The 17,568-nt window shown below is 50.6% G+C and carries 18 protein-coding genes; 15 read left to right on the top strand and 3 right to left on the bottom strand.

Annotation, left to right across the window (positions count from 1 at the left end):
* Positions 1 to 165 precede the first annotated feature (165 nt).
* Positions 166 to 1,146, top strand: a complete 981-nt coding sequence (locus QOS01_RS07255) for an aldo/keto reductase (protein ID WP_408612479.1) — start codon at positions 166 to 168, stop codon at positions 1,144 to 1,146.
* 43 nt (positions 1,147 to 1,189) lie between these two features.
* Here the strand turns inward: QOS01_RS07255 and QOS01_RS07250 are convergent, their stop codons facing one another.
* The 3 genes from QOS01_RS07250 to QOS01_RS07240 are packed head-to-tail and all read right to left on the bottom strand — an operon-like array spanning position 1,190 to position 3,568.
* Positions 1,190 to 1,363 carry a FeoB-associated Cys-rich membrane protein gene (locus QOS01_RS07250; RefSeq protein WP_283621747.1) on the bottom strand — a complete coding sequence of 58 codons (174 nt, stop codon included), beginning with the start codon at positions 1,361 to 1,363 and terminating at the stop codon, positions 1,190 to 1,192.
* A 10-nt stretch (positions 1,364 to 1,373) separates the two neighbouring features.
* Complete coding sequence (gene feoB / locus QOS01_RS07245; protein ID WP_283621746.1) at positions 1,374 to 3,359, bottom strand: ferrous iron transport protein B; 1,986 nt, start codon at positions 3,357 to 3,359, stop codon at positions 1,374 to 1,376.
* Positions 3,359 to 3,568, bottom strand: coding sequence for a FeoA family protein (locus QOS01_RS07240; RefSeq protein ID WP_047767893.1), 210 nt, complete (start codon positions 3,566 to 3,568; stop codon positions 3,359 to 3,361). Before QOS01_RS07240 ends, feoB begins: the two co-directional genes overlap by 1 nt.
* Positions 3,569 to 3,772: 204 nt before the next feature.
* On the opposite strand from QOS01_RS07240, the gene sufC reads away from it, so the two are divergent.
* The 14 genes from sufC (at position 3,773) to ispE (ending at position 17,389) form a co-directional block, all read left to right on the top strand.
* Positions 3,773 to 4,570, top strand: coding sequence for a Fe-S cluster assembly ATPase SufC (sufC, locus tag QOS01_RS07235; RefSeq protein ID WP_283621745.1), 798 nt, complete (start codon positions 3,773 to 3,775; stop codon positions 4,568 to 4,570).
* 10 nt (positions 4,571 to 4,580) lie between these two features.
* Complete coding sequence (sufD, locus tag QOS01_RS07230; protein WP_283621744.1) at positions 4,581 to 5,867, top strand: Fe-S cluster assembly protein SufD; 1,287 nt, start codon at positions 4,581 to 4,583, stop codon at positions 5,865 to 5,867.
* On the top strand, positions 5,848 to 7,086 hold the full coding sequence (locus QOS01_RS07225) for a cysteine desulfurase (RefSeq protein ID WP_283621743.1): 1,239 nt from the start codon (positions 5,848 to 5,850) through the stop codon (positions 7,084 to 7,086). The genes sufD and QOS01_RS07225 overlap by 20 nt, the downstream gene beginning before the upstream one ends.
* A complete protein-coding gene (gene sufU / locus QOS01_RS07220) occupies positions 7,073 to 7,528 on the top strand; it encodes a Fe-S cluster assembly sulfur transfer protein SufU (protein ID WP_283621742.1) in 456 nt (151 codons plus the stop codon). The genes QOS01_RS07225 and sufU overlap by 14 nt, the downstream gene beginning before the upstream one ends.
* Positions 7,528 to 8,937: a Fe-S cluster assembly protein SufB gene (gene sufB, locus QOS01_RS07215; protein ID WP_283621741.1), complete on the top strand. Its 1,410-nt coding sequence runs from the start codon at positions 7,528 to 7,530 to the stop codon at positions 8,935 to 8,937. Before sufU ends, sufB begins: the two co-directional genes overlap by 1 nt.
* 17 nt (positions 8,938 to 8,954) lie before the next feature.
* Complete coding sequence (locus QOS01_RS07210; protein WP_283621740.1) at positions 8,955 to 9,302, top strand: metal-sulfur cluster assembly factor; 348 nt, start codon at positions 8,955 to 8,957, stop codon at positions 9,300 to 9,302.
* Between the two features lie 20 nt (positions 9,303 to 9,322).
* Positions 9,323 to 10,201: a helix-turn-helix domain-containing protein gene (locus tag QOS01_RS07205; protein ID WP_283621739.1), complete on the top strand. Its 879-nt coding sequence runs from the start codon at positions 9,323 to 9,325 to the stop codon at positions 10,199 to 10,201.
* Between the two features lie 593 nt (positions 10,202 to 10,794).
* Positions 10,795 to 11,646 carry a DUF72 domain-containing protein gene (locus tag QOS01_RS07200; protein ID WP_283621738.1) on the top strand — a complete coding sequence of 284 codons (852 nt, stop codon included), beginning with the start codon at positions 10,795 to 10,797 and terminating at the stop codon, positions 11,644 to 11,646.
* Between the two features lie 87 nt (positions 11,647 to 11,733).
* Positions 11,734 to 13,758, top strand: a complete 2,025-nt coding sequence (metG, locus tag QOS01_RS07195) for a methionine--tRNA ligase (protein WP_283621737.1) — start codon at positions 11,734 to 11,736, stop codon at positions 13,756 to 13,758.
* 3 nt (positions 13,759 to 13,761) lie between these two features.
* Entirely contained in the window at positions 13,762 to 14,574 is an 813-nt protein-coding gene (locus QOS01_RS07190; protein ID WP_283621736.1) for a TatD family hydrolase, read from the top strand.
* Positions 14,561 to 15,127: a ribonuclease M5 gene (gene rnmV, locus QOS01_RS07185; protein WP_283621735.1), complete on the top strand. Its 567-nt coding sequence runs from the start codon at positions 14,561 to 14,563 to the stop codon at positions 15,125 to 15,127. The genes QOS01_RS07190 and rnmV overlap by 14 nt, the downstream gene beginning before the upstream one ends.
* Positions 15,120 to 16,013: a 16S rRNA (adenine(1518)-N(6)/adenine(1519)-N(6))-dimethyltransferase RsmA gene (gene rsmA / locus QOS01_RS07180; RefSeq protein ID WP_283621734.1), complete on the top strand. Its 894-nt coding sequence runs from the start codon at positions 15,120 to 15,122 to the stop codon at positions 16,011 to 16,013. Before rnmV ends, rsmA begins: the two co-directional genes overlap by 8 nt.
* Before the next feature lie 81 nt (positions 16,014 to 16,094).
* The gene (locus tag QOS01_RS07175) at positions 16,095 to 16,328 is read left to right on the top strand and encodes a Veg family protein (RefSeq protein ID WP_283621733.1); all 234 of its coding nucleotides are present in this window, start codon (positions 16,095 to 16,097) and stop codon (positions 16,326 to 16,328) included.
* A 209-nt stretch (positions 16,329 to 16,537) separates the two neighbouring features.
* Positions 16,538 to 17,389: a 4-(cytidine 5'-diphospho)-2-C-methyl-D-erythritol kinase gene (gene ispE / locus QOS01_RS07170; protein WP_283621732.1), complete on the top strand. Its 852-nt coding sequence runs from the start codon at positions 16,538 to 16,540 to the stop codon at positions 17,387 to 17,389.
* Positions 17,390 to 17,568 lie beyond the last annotated feature (179 nt).

The raw sequence follows: 17,568 nt of genomic DNA, 5'->3' as shown, positions 1-17,568 counted from the left end.
AGAAGCCGGACGATGAACCAAGATTTGATTCATCGTCCGGCTTTCATTTTGGACTGAGAGTTTTTTCCCAGCCTCTTATTTTTTAAAAACCACACTTACTTATCGCCAATCAGGGATAAAATTAGATATAATGATAAAAACGGAAGCGCTGACAACGAAAGGAGCATGACGATGGTTAAATTTGGTCATTCAACAGTTGAAGCAAACCCACTGGGATTAGGGACAAACGCTGTTGGGGGTTACAACCTCTTCCCAGATCTTAGTGATGATGACGGCCGCAAGTTAGTTGAGGCGGCACTGGCAAATGGGATTAACCTTCTCGACACTGCCTACGTATACGGGCTAGGCCATTCTGAAGAACTGGTCGGCGAAGTTGTTAAGGAGCATTCCCGCGACCAGATTGTGGTCGCCACGAAGGGAGCTCACGACTTCTCCACCGGTGAAGAAGTCATCAACAACGATCCTAAATTTCTGACGGACCAGGTTAACAAGAGCCTAGAACGGTTGGGAACGGACTACATCGACATTTACTACATCCACTTCCCGGATCACGATACGCCAAAGGCTGAGGCAGTGGGGGCCCTCCAGCGCCTGCGCGAAGCGGGCAAGATTCGCGCGATTGGCTTATCTAACTTTAGTCTCGACCAGATCAAAGAAGCTAACGCGGACGGCTACGTTGACGTTGTTGAAGATGAATTTAGCCTCCTTCACCAGGACCACCTGACGGACGGAATGCTGGATTACCTGCATGACAACCAGATTAGCTTTGTGCCATACTTCCCCCTGGCTTCCGGCCTGCTAACTGGTAAGTATGACCAGGACGTGACGTTCCCGAAGGATGACATCCGCAGCCAGATTGCGGACTTTAAGGAACCACGCTACAGTGCCATCCTGGCAGCGGTTGATAAGGTGCGGCCGATTGCTGCTAACCACCAGGCAACGGTGGCCCAAACAATCCTGGCGTGGTACCTACAAAATCCGCTGATTACGGCCGTGATTCCAGGAGCCAAGCGAGCTGACCAGGTAATTAGCAATGCTAAGGCAATGGATGTGGCCCTGACTTCTGAAGAGTATGGACAAATTGAAGAGGCCTTTAAGGAGTTTGCGAAGGTCAAGAGCGGTAAGTCACTAAAGGATCCGGACTAAAAATAAAAGCGACTAACGAATTTCTCGTTGGTCACTTTTATTTTTAGAGGGTTAGATGCTGCCGTGTTTGGCGGTTCTTCAGCTGCTTGAGCTCACAATCATAATCGCAGGCGGCGCACTTGCCACCCGTCTTGACCTTTTTGAAGGTGCGGATGATAACCCAGACGGCCAGGGCGATGATTGCGGCAATGATTAACAGGTTAACTAGTAGTTTCATAATTGTCCTCCTAAAAGATTAGCGAACCAACTTGGAAAAGAATAAAAGACGTGATGTAGGCGATGATAAAACTGGAAACAACCGAGAAGAAGACCCACTTATAAGATCCGGTTTCCTCCTTGATCGTGGCCAGGGTGGCAAAGCATGGAATATAGAGCAGGACAAAGGCCAACATTGCGTATGCCGCGACCGGACTCATGAACTGGCCGAGGGCGGTGATCAAAACGGCCTTGCTACTGGTGTGGAACATGACCATCATACTGGAAGTAATGACTTCCTTTGCCAAGACCCCCGTGAAGAGGGCACTGATAGCTTGCCACTGGGCAATCCCAATCGGCTTAAACATCGGCACAAGGGCGTGACCCAGACCGGCGGCATAACTGGCTGTCGAATCGGTAACGAAACCGTGGGGGCCAAAACTAGACATTAGCCAAATCAGGACGGTCCCAGCAAAGATAATGGTCCCAGCCTTCTTGATGAAGCCCTTCCCCTTATCCCAGGTCCCGTGCCAGATAACATCTAAGCGGGGTAAGTGGTATTCGGGGAGCTCCACAATAAAGACGGACCGGTCTTTGACGTGGAAAAGCACCTGGTAGAGCTTGGCCACGAGGAGGGCGACGACCACACCAAGGAAGTAGATTGAGAGGACAATCAATGCCTGGTGGCGTGGGAAGAAAGCGGCCACCACGAGGCTGTAGATCGGTAGGCGGGCCGAACAACTCATGAAGGGCATGATTAGGGTCGTGACGAGCCGTTCCTTAGGTTGTTCAATCGTCCGAGCGGCCATGATCCCCGTGACGTTACAGCCAAAACCGATAATCAACGGGATGAATGACTTACCATTGAGGCCAATCATCTGCATCAGCCGGTCCGTTACCAGGGCCGCCCGCGCCATGTAGCCTGAATCCTCAAGCAGGGAGATACAGGCAAAGAGGGTGAAAATCTGGGGGATAAATGCTAACACCCCACCGACCCCCGCGATAATTCCGTTGACAATCAGTGAACGGAGGGCGGGGATGGCACCTGCTTGAACCAGCAGGTGGTTAACGGTATTTGAGACGGGAACGGACAGGAACCAGTCAAGCAAATCCGATAGTGGGGTTCCTACCCAGTCGAAGGAAAGTTTGAACATTAGGAAGAAGATTCCCGCAAAGATGGGGAGCCCCAAGATAGGGTTGGTGACCACCTTATCAATCTTGCTTGTCAGCTGGGGCTGTTGGCTTTGCCCCGTTTCGGTCGCGTCCTTCAGCAGTTTTTCGATAAATGCCAGCCGGGTATCGTAGATTTTATCCGCAAAGTGCTGGGCATCGTAATATTTCTCCTGACTCAAAAGCGGGGTTAGTTTACGCTGCTTAGCAATTTTACGGATGGCCTTATTTTGGTCAATGAACTGGATTGCTAACCAGCGGGCGAGGGTGGGCTCAAATTCGAAGTCTGCGGTAAGAGCCTCACTAGCCTGGCGAATGGCCTGCTGGAGCATTGGCGGGTAGGACAGCTGCAAGGGGTGCGCCGTTACCTTTTGGTAGTTGGCAATCTGCTCGTGCAGCTCCTTGATTCCCCGGTGCCCCCGGGCATTGGTGACCATGACCTTACATCCCAGTCGTTCGCTGAGAAGGTCCAGATTGTAGCTCTGACCGCTCCTGCGGAGGTCATCAATCATATTTAAAATTAAAATAGCGGGGATTCCCCGTTCAAGGACCTGGATTGTCAACAGGAGATTACGCTTCAACTGACTAGCATTGGTGATGTTCAATATAAGGTCCGGTCGGTTGTGGAGGAGGTAGGTCGTTACAACGGCCTCATCCTTAGTCAAGGGGTTCAGCGAATACGCTCCCGGTAGGTCGACGATTTGAACGGCCGAATCCTTGAGGGTCCCGACCTTCTTTTCAACCGTGACCCCCGTCCAGTTACCAACGTAGGCGTACTTATTGGTGAGTGAATTAAAAAGAGTTGTTTTACCTGTATTAGGGTTACCTATTAAGGCGACACTTGGCATTATGCTTCAGCCTCCGTTAAAGCGTAAAAGTCGTGGTAACGAATTCCAATCCGCTGGTTATTATTTTCAATAATTACGGGACCATGAAATGGGTAACGCTGGATTACCTTAATGGGGCACCCTTCACAAAGGCCCATATTATGGAGCCGGTTAGCAGTTGGTTGGTTTAGACAGCTAAAAGAATGAAGTATGTATTTATGACCATTCATAATTATCACCCAAATAAAATATTCTAAAAGTATATAAAAAGCTACATTTTATAGTTATATTATACCGCGTTGAAACCGCTTAAAAAATATTTGCTTGTAAAGTTTCAATCTTGATACTATTCGGTTATAATAAATGTGTATATTTTTTAACCATTATTTCTAACGGAATAATTTGGAATATTTAGTTTAAGGGGATGCTTTGAAATGGCCACACTTGAAGTGCGCGATTTACATGTTTCTGTTAAGGATGAAGAAAGTAAGAAGGAAAAGGAAATCCTCAAAGGGGTTAACCTGAAGATGAAGACGGGTGAAATCCACGCCATCATGGGACCAAACGGGACCGGGAAGTCCACTCTTTCACAAACAATCATGGGACAACCAGGTTACAAGGTAACGCAAGGTGACATCCTCTTAAACGGCGAAAGCATCGTTGACATGCCAGTTGATGAGCGGGCGCGGAAGGGCTTGTTCTTGGCAATGCAGTACCCAGCAGAAATTCAAGGGGTAACGAATGCTGAATTCCTCCGGGCCGCAATTAATGCCCGTCGTCCAGAAGACGACCAAATTTCCGTAATGGACTTCATCAAGAAGCTGGACAAGAATCTGGAACTGCTGGACATGAGTCAAAAGATGACGGAGCGGTACCTGAACGAAGGCTTCTCCGGTGGTGAAAAGAAGCGGAATGAAATTCTGCAACTCCTGATGATTGAACCAACCTTTGCCATCCTTGATGAAATTGACTCTGGTTTGGATATCGATGCCTTAAAGGTTGTCTCCAAGGGTGTTAACTCCATGCGGGGCGACAATTTTGGTTCACTGATCATTACCCACTACCAACGGTTGCTGAACTACATCGTTCCGGACACGGTCCACGTTATGATGGACGGACAAATTGTTAAGACCGGGGGCCCAGAACTGGCTAAGAAACTGGAAGACGAAGGTTATGCTGGCCTGCGGGATGAATTAGGCCTCGACATCAAACTAGTCGACGATGAGGACTAGGAGGTGCACTATGACTGAACTAGCAGAAGCAAAGGAACAGCTGACCAGCGCCAGCCAGCAGCATGACGAGCCCCAGTTCTTGCTGGACCAGCGGCTTGCCGCACGGGACCTGATGGCAAAGCTACGGTTGCCACGGATGCAACGGTTTAAGTTCCACGACTGGCCGTTAATTACCGACCAGCCTTTGACCTGGGTTAACTCCGATACTAACCTGGAAGAACTCGCCCCGGACGATGAAGTCATCCGGGTTACCCAGGTTGGCCAAACGACGGTTAAAATTCATGTTCCGGAAAAGCTCCAGGATGAAGGGGTCGTATTGACCAACATCTTCACGGCGGCAAAGGACTATCCAGAAATCTTTAAACAGAACTTCATGACGGCCATCAAGGCAGACGAAAACCTGTTGACTGCCTACCACATGGCATACCTGAATGCTGGCCTCTTCCTGTACGTACCAAAGAACGTCGAAATCGAGAAGCCGATTGAAGCAGAAATCGTTCAGGACAACACCCAGGACCAGCCACTGATTTCCCACATCTTGGTGGTTGCTGACCAGGGAAGCAAGGTCAAGTTTATCCAACACCTGACGACTGTTGGTAAGAACGAGAACCCAGCCAACATGATGATCGAGCTGATTGCCAAGGACAACAGCGAGATCGACTTCTCTTCTCTTGATGAATTAGGGGCCAGCACCCATACCTACTTCAAGCGCCGGGCCGACATTGGCCGTGACGCCCACGTTGAATGGGCCGTTGGTCTGATGAATGACGGAGACACGGTTGGTGACATGGACTCCGAGCTGCTAGGCGAAGGGGGCTATGCCAACTCCAAGATGATTGCCGTGACGACCCGTAACCAAGAAGTTGGGGTTAACAACCGGGTTACTAACCATGGGAAGCACACGACTGGTCTGATTAACCAACGGGGGGTTATCCTCGAAAACTCTGAACTGATCTTTAATGGGATCGGTCAAATTATCCACGGGGCCCACGGTTCCAAGGCTGACCAGCAAAACCGGGTTTTGATTATGTCAGATAAGGCCCGGGGAGACGCCAACCCAATCCTCTTAATTGATGAAAATGATGTTGAAGCTGGGCACGCCGCCAGTGTTGGCCCGGTTGACCCCCACCAGATGTACTACCTGATGAGTCGGGGGATTCCACGTAAGCAAGCGGAACGGATGGTTATCCGGGGCTTCCTTGGTGCCGTTTTGAGTGCCATCCCAGCCGCCGATGTCCGTAAGAAGTTGGTTGATATTCTAGAAAGGAAGCTTACTGATGGCCAACAATATCAATGATTCATACCAAGACTTTCCTATTCTGGACCAAAAGGTAAACGGTGAGCGGCTTGCTTACCTCGACAATGCCGCGACCGCCCAAAAGCCACAGCAAGTGATTGATTCCTTGGTCCACTTCTACGAGCACGATAACGCTAATGTTCACCGGGGGGTCCATACCCTGGCGGAACGAGCAACCGAGCAGTATGAAGCGGCCCGGACGAAGGTCCAGCACTTCATCAACGCCAAGGACCACAACGAGATTATCTTCACTAAGGGTTGCACCGACGGACTCAACCTTGTTGCCTCAACCTATGGTGAACAAAACATCCACGAAGGTGACGAAATTGTCATCACTATCATGGAACACCACAGTAACCTGATTCCGTGGCAGCAACTGGCAATCAAGAAGCACGCCACGCTGAAGTACATTGAATTAACACCGGATGGCACCCTAGACATGGAGGACGCTAAGCGTAAGATTACCGATAAGACCAAGATCGTTTCAATCGCTCACGCCAGCAACGTCCTCGGGACTGTTAACCCACTGAAGGAATTAGCCAAGATTGCCCATGAGCACGGGGCTGTGATTGTTGGTGACGGTGCCCAATCCGTTCCCCACATGCCCGTGGATGTTCAGGACTTAGACGTTGACTTCTACGCCTTCTCCGGCCACAAGATGATGAGTCCAACGGGTATTGGGGTCCTCTATGGCAAGGCGGACTTGTTACGGGCGATGCCGCCATACCAGTACGGTGGCGAAATGATTAATGCCGTTCACCGGGACGAGACCACCTTTGCGGACATCCCGTTTAAGTTTGAGGCTGGGACCCAAAACATTGCCGGAGCAATTGCCCTGGGGACCGCAGTTGACTACCTGGAAGAAATAGGCATGAAAAACGTGGAGAAGAAGGAACAAGAAATTGTTGACTACGTTCTTCCTAAGCTAGAAGCACTACCTTACATTACGGTTTATGGGCCCCAAGATCCGGCCCAGCATACGGGGGTAATTGCCTTTAACATGGACAACCTGCACCCGCATGACGTAGCAACGGCCCTCGATGCTGAAGGAGTGGCCGTTCGTGCTGGTCACCACTGCGCACAGCCACTGATGGAAGCGCTGGGCGTAAGTGCCACCACCCGGGCAAGCTTCTACTTCTACAATTCGAAGAAGGATGCTAATCAATTAATTAACGCAATCAAAGCAACAAAGGAGTTCTTTAACGGTGGGACTATCTAAGTTAAATGGCTTGTATCGGGACGTCATTTTAGACCACGCCAATAACCCGCGGAATAAGCATGATATCCCCAATGCAACGAGTAAGATGACAATTCATAACCCAACCTGCGGCGACACGATTAACGTGGCCGTTGAGGTTGAGGGTGACCGGATTAAAAATATCGGTTATACCGGTTCTGGATGCACGATTAGTCAAGCCTCTGCCAGTATGATGACTGAAGCAGTTAAGGGAAAGACCACTGAAGAGGCCCTCGACATGGCGAAGACATTTTCCGACATGGCCATTGGTAAGAAACACTCTGAAGATGACCTGGAAAAACTTGGCGATGCCCAAATTTTGACCAGTATTATGGAATTCCCAGCCCGGATTAAGTGCGCCACGATTTCATGGTGGGCACTGCAGCGGGCCCTGCTAAAGAAAGATGACGAGGAGGAAGAGTAATGAGTGATGATGCAGCCAGCATTGTAAATAACGACGAAAATTATGAATACGGCTTCCACGATGACGTCAAGCCGGTATATTCAACGGGACGGGGACTTACGGAAGACGTTGTTCGTAAGATTTCTGCGGAGAAGCACGAGCCAAAGTGGATGCTTGATTACCGCCTAAAGGCCTACAAGATTTACAAGAAGCTTCCTATGCCCAAGTTTGGCCCAGACTTGTCCGAACTAGACCTGAAGAACATGCTCTACTACCAAAAGATGACGGACAAGAAGTTCCGGGACTGGAAAGATGTTCCAGAAGACTTGAAGAAGACCTTTGACCGCCTGGGGGTTCCGGAAGCGGAACGGAAGTACTTAGCCGGGTCATCCGCCCAGTACGAATCAGAAGTGGTTTACCACAACATGAAGAACGAGTTCTCCAAGCTGGGGATTATCTTCACGGATACGGATACCGCCCTGCGTGAGTACCCAGACCTCTTCAAGAAGTGGTTTGGTAAGCTGGTTCAACCAACTGATAACAAATTTGCGGCCCTAAATGCTGCGGTTTGGTCTGGTGGTTCCTTCATCTACGTTCCTAAGGGTGTTAAGACGAAGACCCCAATCCAGTCTTACTTCCGGTTGAACGCTGAAAATACCGGACAGTTTGAACGGACCCTGATCATTGTTGACGAGGGTGCCAGCGTGGACTACGTTGAAGGGTGCACGGCCCCGAATTACTCTTCAGACAGTCTGCACGCGGCCGTAGTTGAGGTAAACGTCTGCAAGGATGCCTACTGCCGGTACACGACCATTCAGAACTGGTCCGACAACGTCTACAGTCTGGAAACCAAGCGGGCGGCCGCAGCTGAAAACGCCACGATGGAATGGGTTGATGGTAACCTGGGTTCCAAGGTAACGATGAAGTACCCAAGCGTATACCTGAATGGTGAAGGTGCCCGGGGGACAATGCTGTCCATTGCGGTTGCCAGCAACGGGATCCACCAGGACTCCGGTGCCCGGATGATTCACAATGCTAAGAACACCTCGAGCTCAATCGTTTCCAAGTCGATTGCCAAGACCGGTGGCTCCACGGACTACCGGGGGACGGTACGTTTCGGTAAGCACTCGGACGGGTCTAAGGCCCACGTTGAGTGTGATACCATTATCATGGATGACCAATCATCGTCAGACACGATTCCGTACAATGAAATTGATAACGCCCACGTGGCAATGGAACACGAAGCCAAGGTTTCTAAGATTTCAGAAGAGCAGCTATACTACCTGATGAGTCGGGGAATTTCTGAAGCAAAGGCAACGGAAATGATTATCATGGGTTTCGTTGAACCATTTACCAAGCAGTTACCGATGGAATACGCGGTTGAATTAAACCGGCTGATTAGCTTCGAAATGGAAGGCTCAATCGGCTAATAAACGGAGGTATTAAGATGGCCAAAGATAGTGATGAAGAAAAAGAAAGTAAGGAATACTCGCCGACCGAAGATGCGGTAATGGGGGCTTTGGAAAAGGTTATCGACCCAGAATTGGGGATTGACCTGGTAAACCTCGGTTTAATTTATGATGTGTCGGTTGATGACGACGGCCTATGCATCGTAACGATGACTTTGACAACGATGGGCTGCCCACTTGGTGACTTCTTGAACGATGCCATCACCGAAGCGGCCACCTCCGTTGATGGAGTATACAAATGTAAGATTAACTTAGTCTGGGAACCCGTTTGGGGCATCGACAAGATGAGTCGTTTTGCTAAGATTGCCCTCGGTTTGCATGGCTAATCGAAAAGGTGGGAGCGCGAATGGATATTCAAAAATTTGTCCAACGACGAAAGAAACGGGGCATTTCCCAGGTCGCACTGTGTGACGGTATCTGTACGCAATCCACGCTCAGTAAGTTTGAAAGCAACGGTCAGATCCCCTCAGTGCTGATTTTGGGGAAATTATGCCAACGATTGGACTTGAGCATTGATGACCTTGCTGAAAATGGGAGAAGTACGCCAGAGCCCGTCCGCAAAACAGTCTTGGACGAGGCAGAACTCAACCTGATGGCGGAAAAATTCCCCCTGGTAATCAGCCAGTTGCGAAGCGTCAGGGAACAGGAATTGCCGAACCGCCAGCAGCGGATGCAGTACTATTACCTGCGGGGAATGCTCGACACCCTGACTAACAACCAGACGGCCACGACGATGTTCAACTTCACACAGATCCTGGATAAGCTCGACGAACAACACGAAACGGTGTATTCTCAGTTGGCCTACCTCGGGTCAGGGATCCTTTACGCCCGTAAAAACGAGCTTGGCAACGCGGAGTTCTTTTTCACGAAGGTAATCAACTACCTGCGAGCACAAAACGATTCTGTTAAGTTAGCTAAGGAATCGACGACGACCTACTTACGGTTGATAATGATGTTGTACTACGTTGCGGAGTACGAGGCGTTACGGGAGCGTTACCCGCGAAGCAACCACTGTCTGCAGATAGTGACGGACTTCTGCGCCCGGCGCCACGTAACCTTCTTCATGCCGCGGACCCGGCTGTTGCAAGCCAACAACGCAATTCGTGGTGGTGGGGACCCGGATCACATTGCCGACCTGCTAAACGATGCGCTAGTGTTTGCCCGTTTCAACCATAATAACGTTGTTGAATTGCAGGCTGCGGCACTGAAGAAGCACTTTGCCTAAAAAAGCTAGGGAAAAGTACCGGGGCGGTTCCGTATTAATGGACTTGCTCTGCAGCGCTAGCTTATGGCTTTCTGCGATTACTGTAATATTCGATATAGAAAAAGAGTGGCTGGAAGAAAACCATGTTTTCTTACCAGCCACTCTTTTTTATATATTATTACGTGAACTAAGCAAAGAAGACGACCTTCCCATCCACCTTGATGGGTAATACTGCTGAACCCTTCCGGTTCTCAGTCGACTTCTTAGTGTTGTGAAAAAGCTTCTTAGTTAGTAGCATTGTGATCGCTCCTTTCATATTTTCCATATCCAACATATCATCTTAAATGTCGTCTGGCTAGTCTTTTGAACGATTTTGCCCACCGCCTCTTATTTTGTAAATTGCATAAATTTTCGGCGGCCCTGGGGCCAAATGCATATTAAAGTTCAACTATGTATAATCACTGTTAAATCAGTCGATGAGCACGTGAATAATGAATATATATTTTTTCAAAAAATTAAGAATTTGCTAAGCAATTTATGAGTAAGGCCCCACCAATTTGGTTGCATTTATCGGCCCGGACCGATAGGATAGCTTTGTGATAAGGAGGGAGATCATGGCAAAAATTACGATGGGAATGACGACGTGGACGGAACACCCCGTCCTGATTCACAATGAGCAACGACCAGTGACCCTCAATGAATACGCCCAGCATTTTCCAACGGTGGAAGTCGATACCTTTTTCTACGCTTTGCCCCAGATGAGCACCATTCAGAACTGGCTGGCGGCGGTTCCGGAAGACTTTACCTTTATTATTAAGGCCCACCAGGGGATGACCCTCCACCGGCGCCACCAGGATAAGGGGGAGCTGGCAACCCTCTTTGAGCAGTACCGGCGAACAATTGCCCCTTTGGTGGCGGCTGGTCAGTTGAAGACGGTCCTGTTCCAGTTTCCGCCGTACTTTGACGCCAGCGTTGCGGACATCGAGTACCTAAAACTTGTCCGCACATGGATGGGACAACTACCGGTAGCGGTGGAACTCCGCAACAGCAGCTGGTACCAGCCAGGGGTCGTGGACTCACTAATCAGCTACTGTCGTGACCTCAAATTCACCCTGGTGGCCGCGGATGAACCTCACGATACCGTGACCTCCGTTCCCTTCAAGCTGGTCACCACTAATCCGGACCTGGCCCTCCTGCGTCTGCACGGGAGGAATAAAGAAGGGTGGGCAAACCAGGATAAAAGCTGGCGCAAGACGCGGACCCTCTACCGTTACAGTGAAAAAGAGTTAGCCGCTTTTGCCCAGGCAATCCGGGCCCTGAACCCAGCGCCTAAAGAAACCTGCGTTATTTTTAACAACAACTCCGCAAAGGATGCTGCTCCGAATGCCCTGCAACTGCAGAAAATGATGGGAGTCCACTTTTCGGGATTGGCGCCCCGGTCACCGGAGCAGCTCGACCTGTTTTAGCGGCGGCAAGCTGCTCATTGCGCCACTAATTATGCTATACTTAACGTCAATGCAATTCTAAAATCATACTAGAAAGAGGGGCCTCATATGGCTACACAAAAACCAACCTATTACATTACAACACCAATTTACTATCCATCTGGTAAGCTGCATATTGGTAACTCCTACACCACGGTTGCCTGTGATGCGGAAGCCCGTTTCAAACGGCTAAACGGTTACGATGTCTTCTTCTTAACGGGGACTGATGAACACGGCCTGAAGATTGAACAGAAGGCCGATAAGCTTGGGATGCAGCCCCAAGAATACGTCGATCAAATGGCTGCCGGAATCAAGAAGCTGTGGAAGACGCTGAAGATCACCAACGATAAGTTTATCCGGACGACGGATGACTACCACGAAAAGGCGGTCCAGAAGATCTTCCAAAAGTTTGTTGACCAGGGCGACATTTACAAGGGCGAATACGTGGGTTGGTATTCGGTTGATGATGAAGAATACTTCACGGAAAGTCAACTGGCCGAAGTCTACCGCGACGACAACGGCAAGGTGATTGGGGGGAAGGCGCCGTCCGGTCACGAAGTCCAGCTGGTTAAGGAAGAGTCATACTTCTTCAAGATGAGTAAGTACGCCGACTGGCTAATGAACTACTACAAGGAGCACCCGGACTTCATCGAACCCCACAGTCGGATGAACGAAATGGTCAATAACTTCCTGAAGCCGGGCCTAGAGGACCTGGCCGTCACCCGGACCTCCTTCAACTGGGGGGTTAAGGTTCCAAACGACCCGAAGCACGTTGTCTACGTCTGGATTGATGCCTTGTCCAACTATATCACTGCTTTGGGCTACGGTTCTGACAACGACGAACTCTTCAAGAAGTACTGGCCAGCAGATGTCCACATGGTTGGTAAGGAAATTGTCCGTTTCCACACCATTTACTGGCCAATCATGCTGCACGCGTTGGGACTGCCACTGCCGAAGCACGTCATTGGCCACGGCTGGCTGACAATGAAGGACGGCAAGATGTCCAAGTCCAAGGGGAACGTGGTTTATCCTGAAACCTTAGTTGACCGCTACGGCCTCGACGCTACCCGTTACTACCTACTGCGGGCAATGCCATTCGGCAACGACGGGGTCTTCAGTCCAGAAGACTTTGTCGACAAGGTCAACTTTGACCTCGCTAACGATCTGGGGAACCTTCTGAACCGGACTGTTGCCATGATCAACAAGTACCAAGGTGGCAAGATCGATGGTCAAAACACTACTGAGACGGCCTTTGACGCCGACCTGGAAAAGACGGCCCAGGACGCCATTGCAGAATACAAGGAAATGATGGACAAGACCCACTTTGCGGACGCTCTGGCTGCGGTCTGGAAGCTCGTTTCCCGGGCCAACAAGTACATTGACGAGACCGAACCATGGGTCTTGGCAAAGGACGACAGCAAGAAGGATGTCCTGTCTGATGTAATGACCCACCTGGCAAAGAGCCTCCGGGTAATTGCAGCCCTGCTGCAACCAGTCATGCCGGACGCACCAAAGGAAATTGCCCGGCAACTGGGCCTGCCAGAAGAAGCCGTTTCCTTAGAGAACCTGGAATTCAACGACTTCCCAGCAGCTGCCCAAGTGGTTGCCAAGGGAACGCCAATCTTCCCTCGTCTGGACGTTAAGAAGGAAGTTGAGTTCATCAAGAGCAAGATGAGCGCTAACCAAAAGACAAAGGGACGGAAGGCAATGGAAGAAGCCAAGAAAGAAGCCGTGAAGAAGGAAGAAGTGGCGACGGATGGCAAGAAGCTGATTCGGATTGAAGCCTTCGATAAGGTGGACCTAAAGGTAGCTAAGATCACCGCTGCTGACCACGTCAAGGGTGCTGATAAGCTGTTGAAGTTCCACATGGATGATGGGACCCCAGACGGCCGGCAAATTCTTTCCGGAATCGCCCAATGGTACCCGGACCCGAGTGTCCTGGTTGGCAAGAAGGTTGTTATCGTTGCCAACTTGAAGCCGCGGAAGATGCGCGGTGAAGTTAGCCAGGGGATGCTGCTGTCCGTTGAGAAGGACAACCAGGTAACGGTCGTCACGGTTGATGACGCCTTAGAACCAGGCCTGGAACTGGGCTAAGCCATGGGAAAGAAGCAACGCGATTGGCGGCAGGTGTATGATTCCCATACCCACCTGAACGATGATCCCTTTTATGACGACGTGCCGGCCTTTGAGGACCGGGCGGCATACTACGGGGTGACCCAGATGAACATCGTGGGATCAAACGCCAAGCTGAACCAGCGGGCACTGGACCTGGGGCACCGCTTTAGCAACCTGCACCCCATCATTGGCTGGCACCCAGAGGATATCCGGACCTTTGATGAAAATGCGCGGCAAACCCTTCGCCAGCAGCTTGATGACCCGGTGGTTGTGGGAATTGGCGAAATTGGCCTGGATTATTACAACGACGAGTATTCGCCCCATCACCAACAGCAGGATATCTTTGAGGAGCAGCTTGCCTGGGCCCGGGAACGGCACCTACCCGTTTCCATCCACTGTCGAGAGGCCCTGGCCGATACCTATGCCATCCTGAAAAACGTCCACGTGGGTGACTTTGGTGGGGTGATGCACAGCTTCAACGGTACTCCCGAATGGGCGGAAAAGTTCTTGGCACTGGGGATGGCAATCTCCTTTAGTGGGGTAGCCAGCTTCGGCAACGCTAAGGACGTGCATGCTGCTGTTCAGGCAGTCCCTCTGGACCGGATGATGGTGGAAACGGACGCCCCGTATCTGACGCCGGCTCCGTTTCGGGGAAAGCAGAACGAACCGGCCTTTACCAAGTTCGTTGTCGATGCGGTTGCCGACCTCAAGCAGGTTTCCTTTAGCCAGGCAGCCTACCATACTTACCAGAACGCAAGGAGGCTCTTTTTAAAAAGACATCATGACGAAGATTAAAGAAGTAATTGTCGTTGAGGGGAAGGACGATACGAAGCAGGTCCAAAAGGTGGTTGATGCTGATACCTATGAAACGAACGGTTCAGCACTGAATGCTAATGACCTGGCCCGGCTGAAGAAACTTCAGCAAAGCCGGGGACTAATTGTCTTTACTGATCCCGACTTTAACGGCGAACGCCTCCGGAAGATGATCAGTGCTGCCGTACCGGGAATTAAGCACGCCTTTATCCGCCGTGACCAAGGGGTGCCCAACGAGGCCCACGGTAGCTTGGGCGTTGAGCACGCTGACCCTGCGGTGATCAAAGCAGCGTTGAAGCACCTTTATACCCAGGCGCCCGCAGCGAACCCGCTCTTCTCCCAGCGTGATTTACAAGCGGCGGGGTTAACCGGCCAGCAGAACTCAAAACGCCGGCGGGAGCGCCTGGGCCAAATCTTAGGGATTGGCTACGGAAACGGTAAGCAACTGGTTCACCGTTTGAACATGTTCCAGGTGACCGCTGACCAGTTCACCGCCGCAGTGAAGCAAATTGACCAGGAGGAAAGCAATGAGTAAGACACCACAAATTGGAAGTCGCACCCGCACACGGGCCATCATGGAAAAGTACGGGATCCACACCAAGAAGAGCTTTGGTCAGAACTTCTTGACTGACCTCAACGTCTTGAAGCGGATTGTCGATGCCGGTGAGATCACCAAGGTGGATAACGTGATTGAAATTGGCCCGGGGATTGGGGCCCTTACTGAGCAGCTCGCCCAGGCGGCTGGCGAGGTCCTGGCTTTGGAAATTGACCAGGACCTGATTCCAGTATTAAATGAGGTTCTCAAGCCGTACCCCAATGTTAAGGTCTTAAACCAGGATGTCCTGGCGGCGAACCTCCCGGCACTGATTCAGGATCAATTCACGGACCCTACCAAGCCGGTCAAGGTGGTTGCTAACCTGCCGTACTACATCACCAGTCCGATTTTAATGAACCTCCTGAAGGCGCCTGTTAAGTGGGCCGCCATTTGCGTCATGATGCAAAAGGAGGTGGCCCAACGACTGGCTGCCCAGCCGGGAACTAAGCAGTATGGGGCCCTAACTTTGGCAATTGAGTACCAGATGACGGCAACGATTGCCTTTAACGTTTCCCGCCATGCCTTTGTGCCATCGCCCAACGTTGATTCAGCGATCGTCGTTCTTAAGCCCCGAAAAGAGCCGCTGGCAGTCCAGCCCTTTGACCAGCAGAAGCTTTTTGGCTTCATCCGTGGTTGCTTTGCCCACCGGCGGAAGAGCCTGTGGAATAACCTTCAATCAGTCATTGGTAAGCAGGCGGACGTAAAGGAAAAGATGCAGACGATTCTTGATCAAGCGGGAATTTCTCCGCAAATTCGGCCGGAAAGACTGACCCTCGACCAGTTCATTGACTTGGCCAACCGTCTCCACGCGGCGGCGCTTCTCTAAATTGACTTTTCTGTAATATAATGGTAATATTAATTGTTTAATAATTTAATGGTACTGTTTATTGCAGTGAGGTGAAGTGGAGTGCCAGAAACGATTGTGGAGATCAAGAAGGAATTGGATGATCGAATTGGCCAGCCGGTCTTAGTGAAGGCCCAGGCGGGACGTAAGCGGGTGGCAACGCACCACGGGATCTTGAGCAAGACCTACCCAGCGATTTTCATTGTCCACTTAAACGATGGTCAGGGTTCCCTTGACCGGATCTCTTACAGCTACACGGATGTTTTAACGCATAACATCTCGTTAGCCTTTGAATAATAGAAGCTGATAGAGCCGTGAAACTTGCGCGGCCCAATACACGATAACCTCCAGTGCCCGGCATTGCCGAACACCGGAGGTTTTTTATTTCTGACATGTGTGTGGAGTGAAGTGGCTGATGGCTTTGCAACGGTAAGAGCTTGCCGTTTATTTCTCCCGTTAGTATAATCAAATTAAGTAGATTATATGAGGTTGGGAGGGAAGATTCGATGCGTGTAACTGAAAAGGCGCCAGCAAAGTTAAATTTAAGTCTCGATACGCCAATGCGTTACTTTGACGGTTCACCGCGCTGGGACATGGTGATGACCTCAGCCGACTTGGCTGACTACGTGACCGTTGAGACCCACCGGCGGCCAGCAACGATTAAGGTGTACACCAATAGTGGCTTCTTGCCGAACGACCAGCGGAACCTTGCCTATCAAGCGGCCCATATCCTTCGCAGCCGTTTCCACTGCAAGGAAGGGGTCACAATTAACATTAAGAAGAACATTCCGGTTGCCGCAGGCCTTGGTGGGGGGTCATCCGATGCGGCCGCGGTCCTGCGCGCCCTTAATAGTATGTGGCGGTTGGGGCTTTCAAAGCAGGAATTGGCAACGATTGCCCTCACAATTGACTCCGATGTTCCTTACTGTGTCTATAGTCAGTTGGCCTACGTCTCCGGCCACGGTGAGAAGATTGAACTATTGCCGCCCCAGCCCCACTACTGGGTCGTGATTGCCAAACAACAGATCAGCGTTTCAACGCCCCAGATTTTGCGACAGATTAATTACGAAAAGATTGACCACCTAGATAACGATCAGTTACTTGCTAGCCTGCGGGCCCAGGATTGGCAAACGGCAACCAAGTACATGGGAAACGTCCTTGAACCGGTCACGATGAGCTTCTACCCGGAGATTAAGCGGTTGAAGGAAAAAATGGTCGAGCTAGGGGCCGATGTTGCTCAGATGAGTGGGACCGGACCAACCGTTTTTGCCATCTGCCACACCGAATCACGGGCCAAACGGATTCAAAACAGTATCCGGGGTTTTTGCCGTGATGTTCATGTGGTGACCCTGTTGTGATAATGTGCAGGCCGGAAAAAGTATTCCGGATAGCCAATAATTAAGCTTGAAAACTAAAAGAGTGCGGAAATAAATCGCAATTTGTTCCCCCACTCTTATTTTTTTGTCTTGATATACTTGCATTGCAGGCCAATTTTCGTTAAGATGGTTTTGTTATAAATAGTAATCGTTACGATTTA

Origin of the sequence: Limosilactobacillus avium (assembly GCF_947381485.1) — a bacterium.
GTDB lineage: Bacteria > Bacillota > Bacilli > Lactobacillales > Lactobacillaceae > Limosilactobacillus > Limosilactobacillus avium.
Note: the sequence above shows the minus strand (reverse complement) of the source record. Positions and strands in the feature narration are given on the sequence as shown.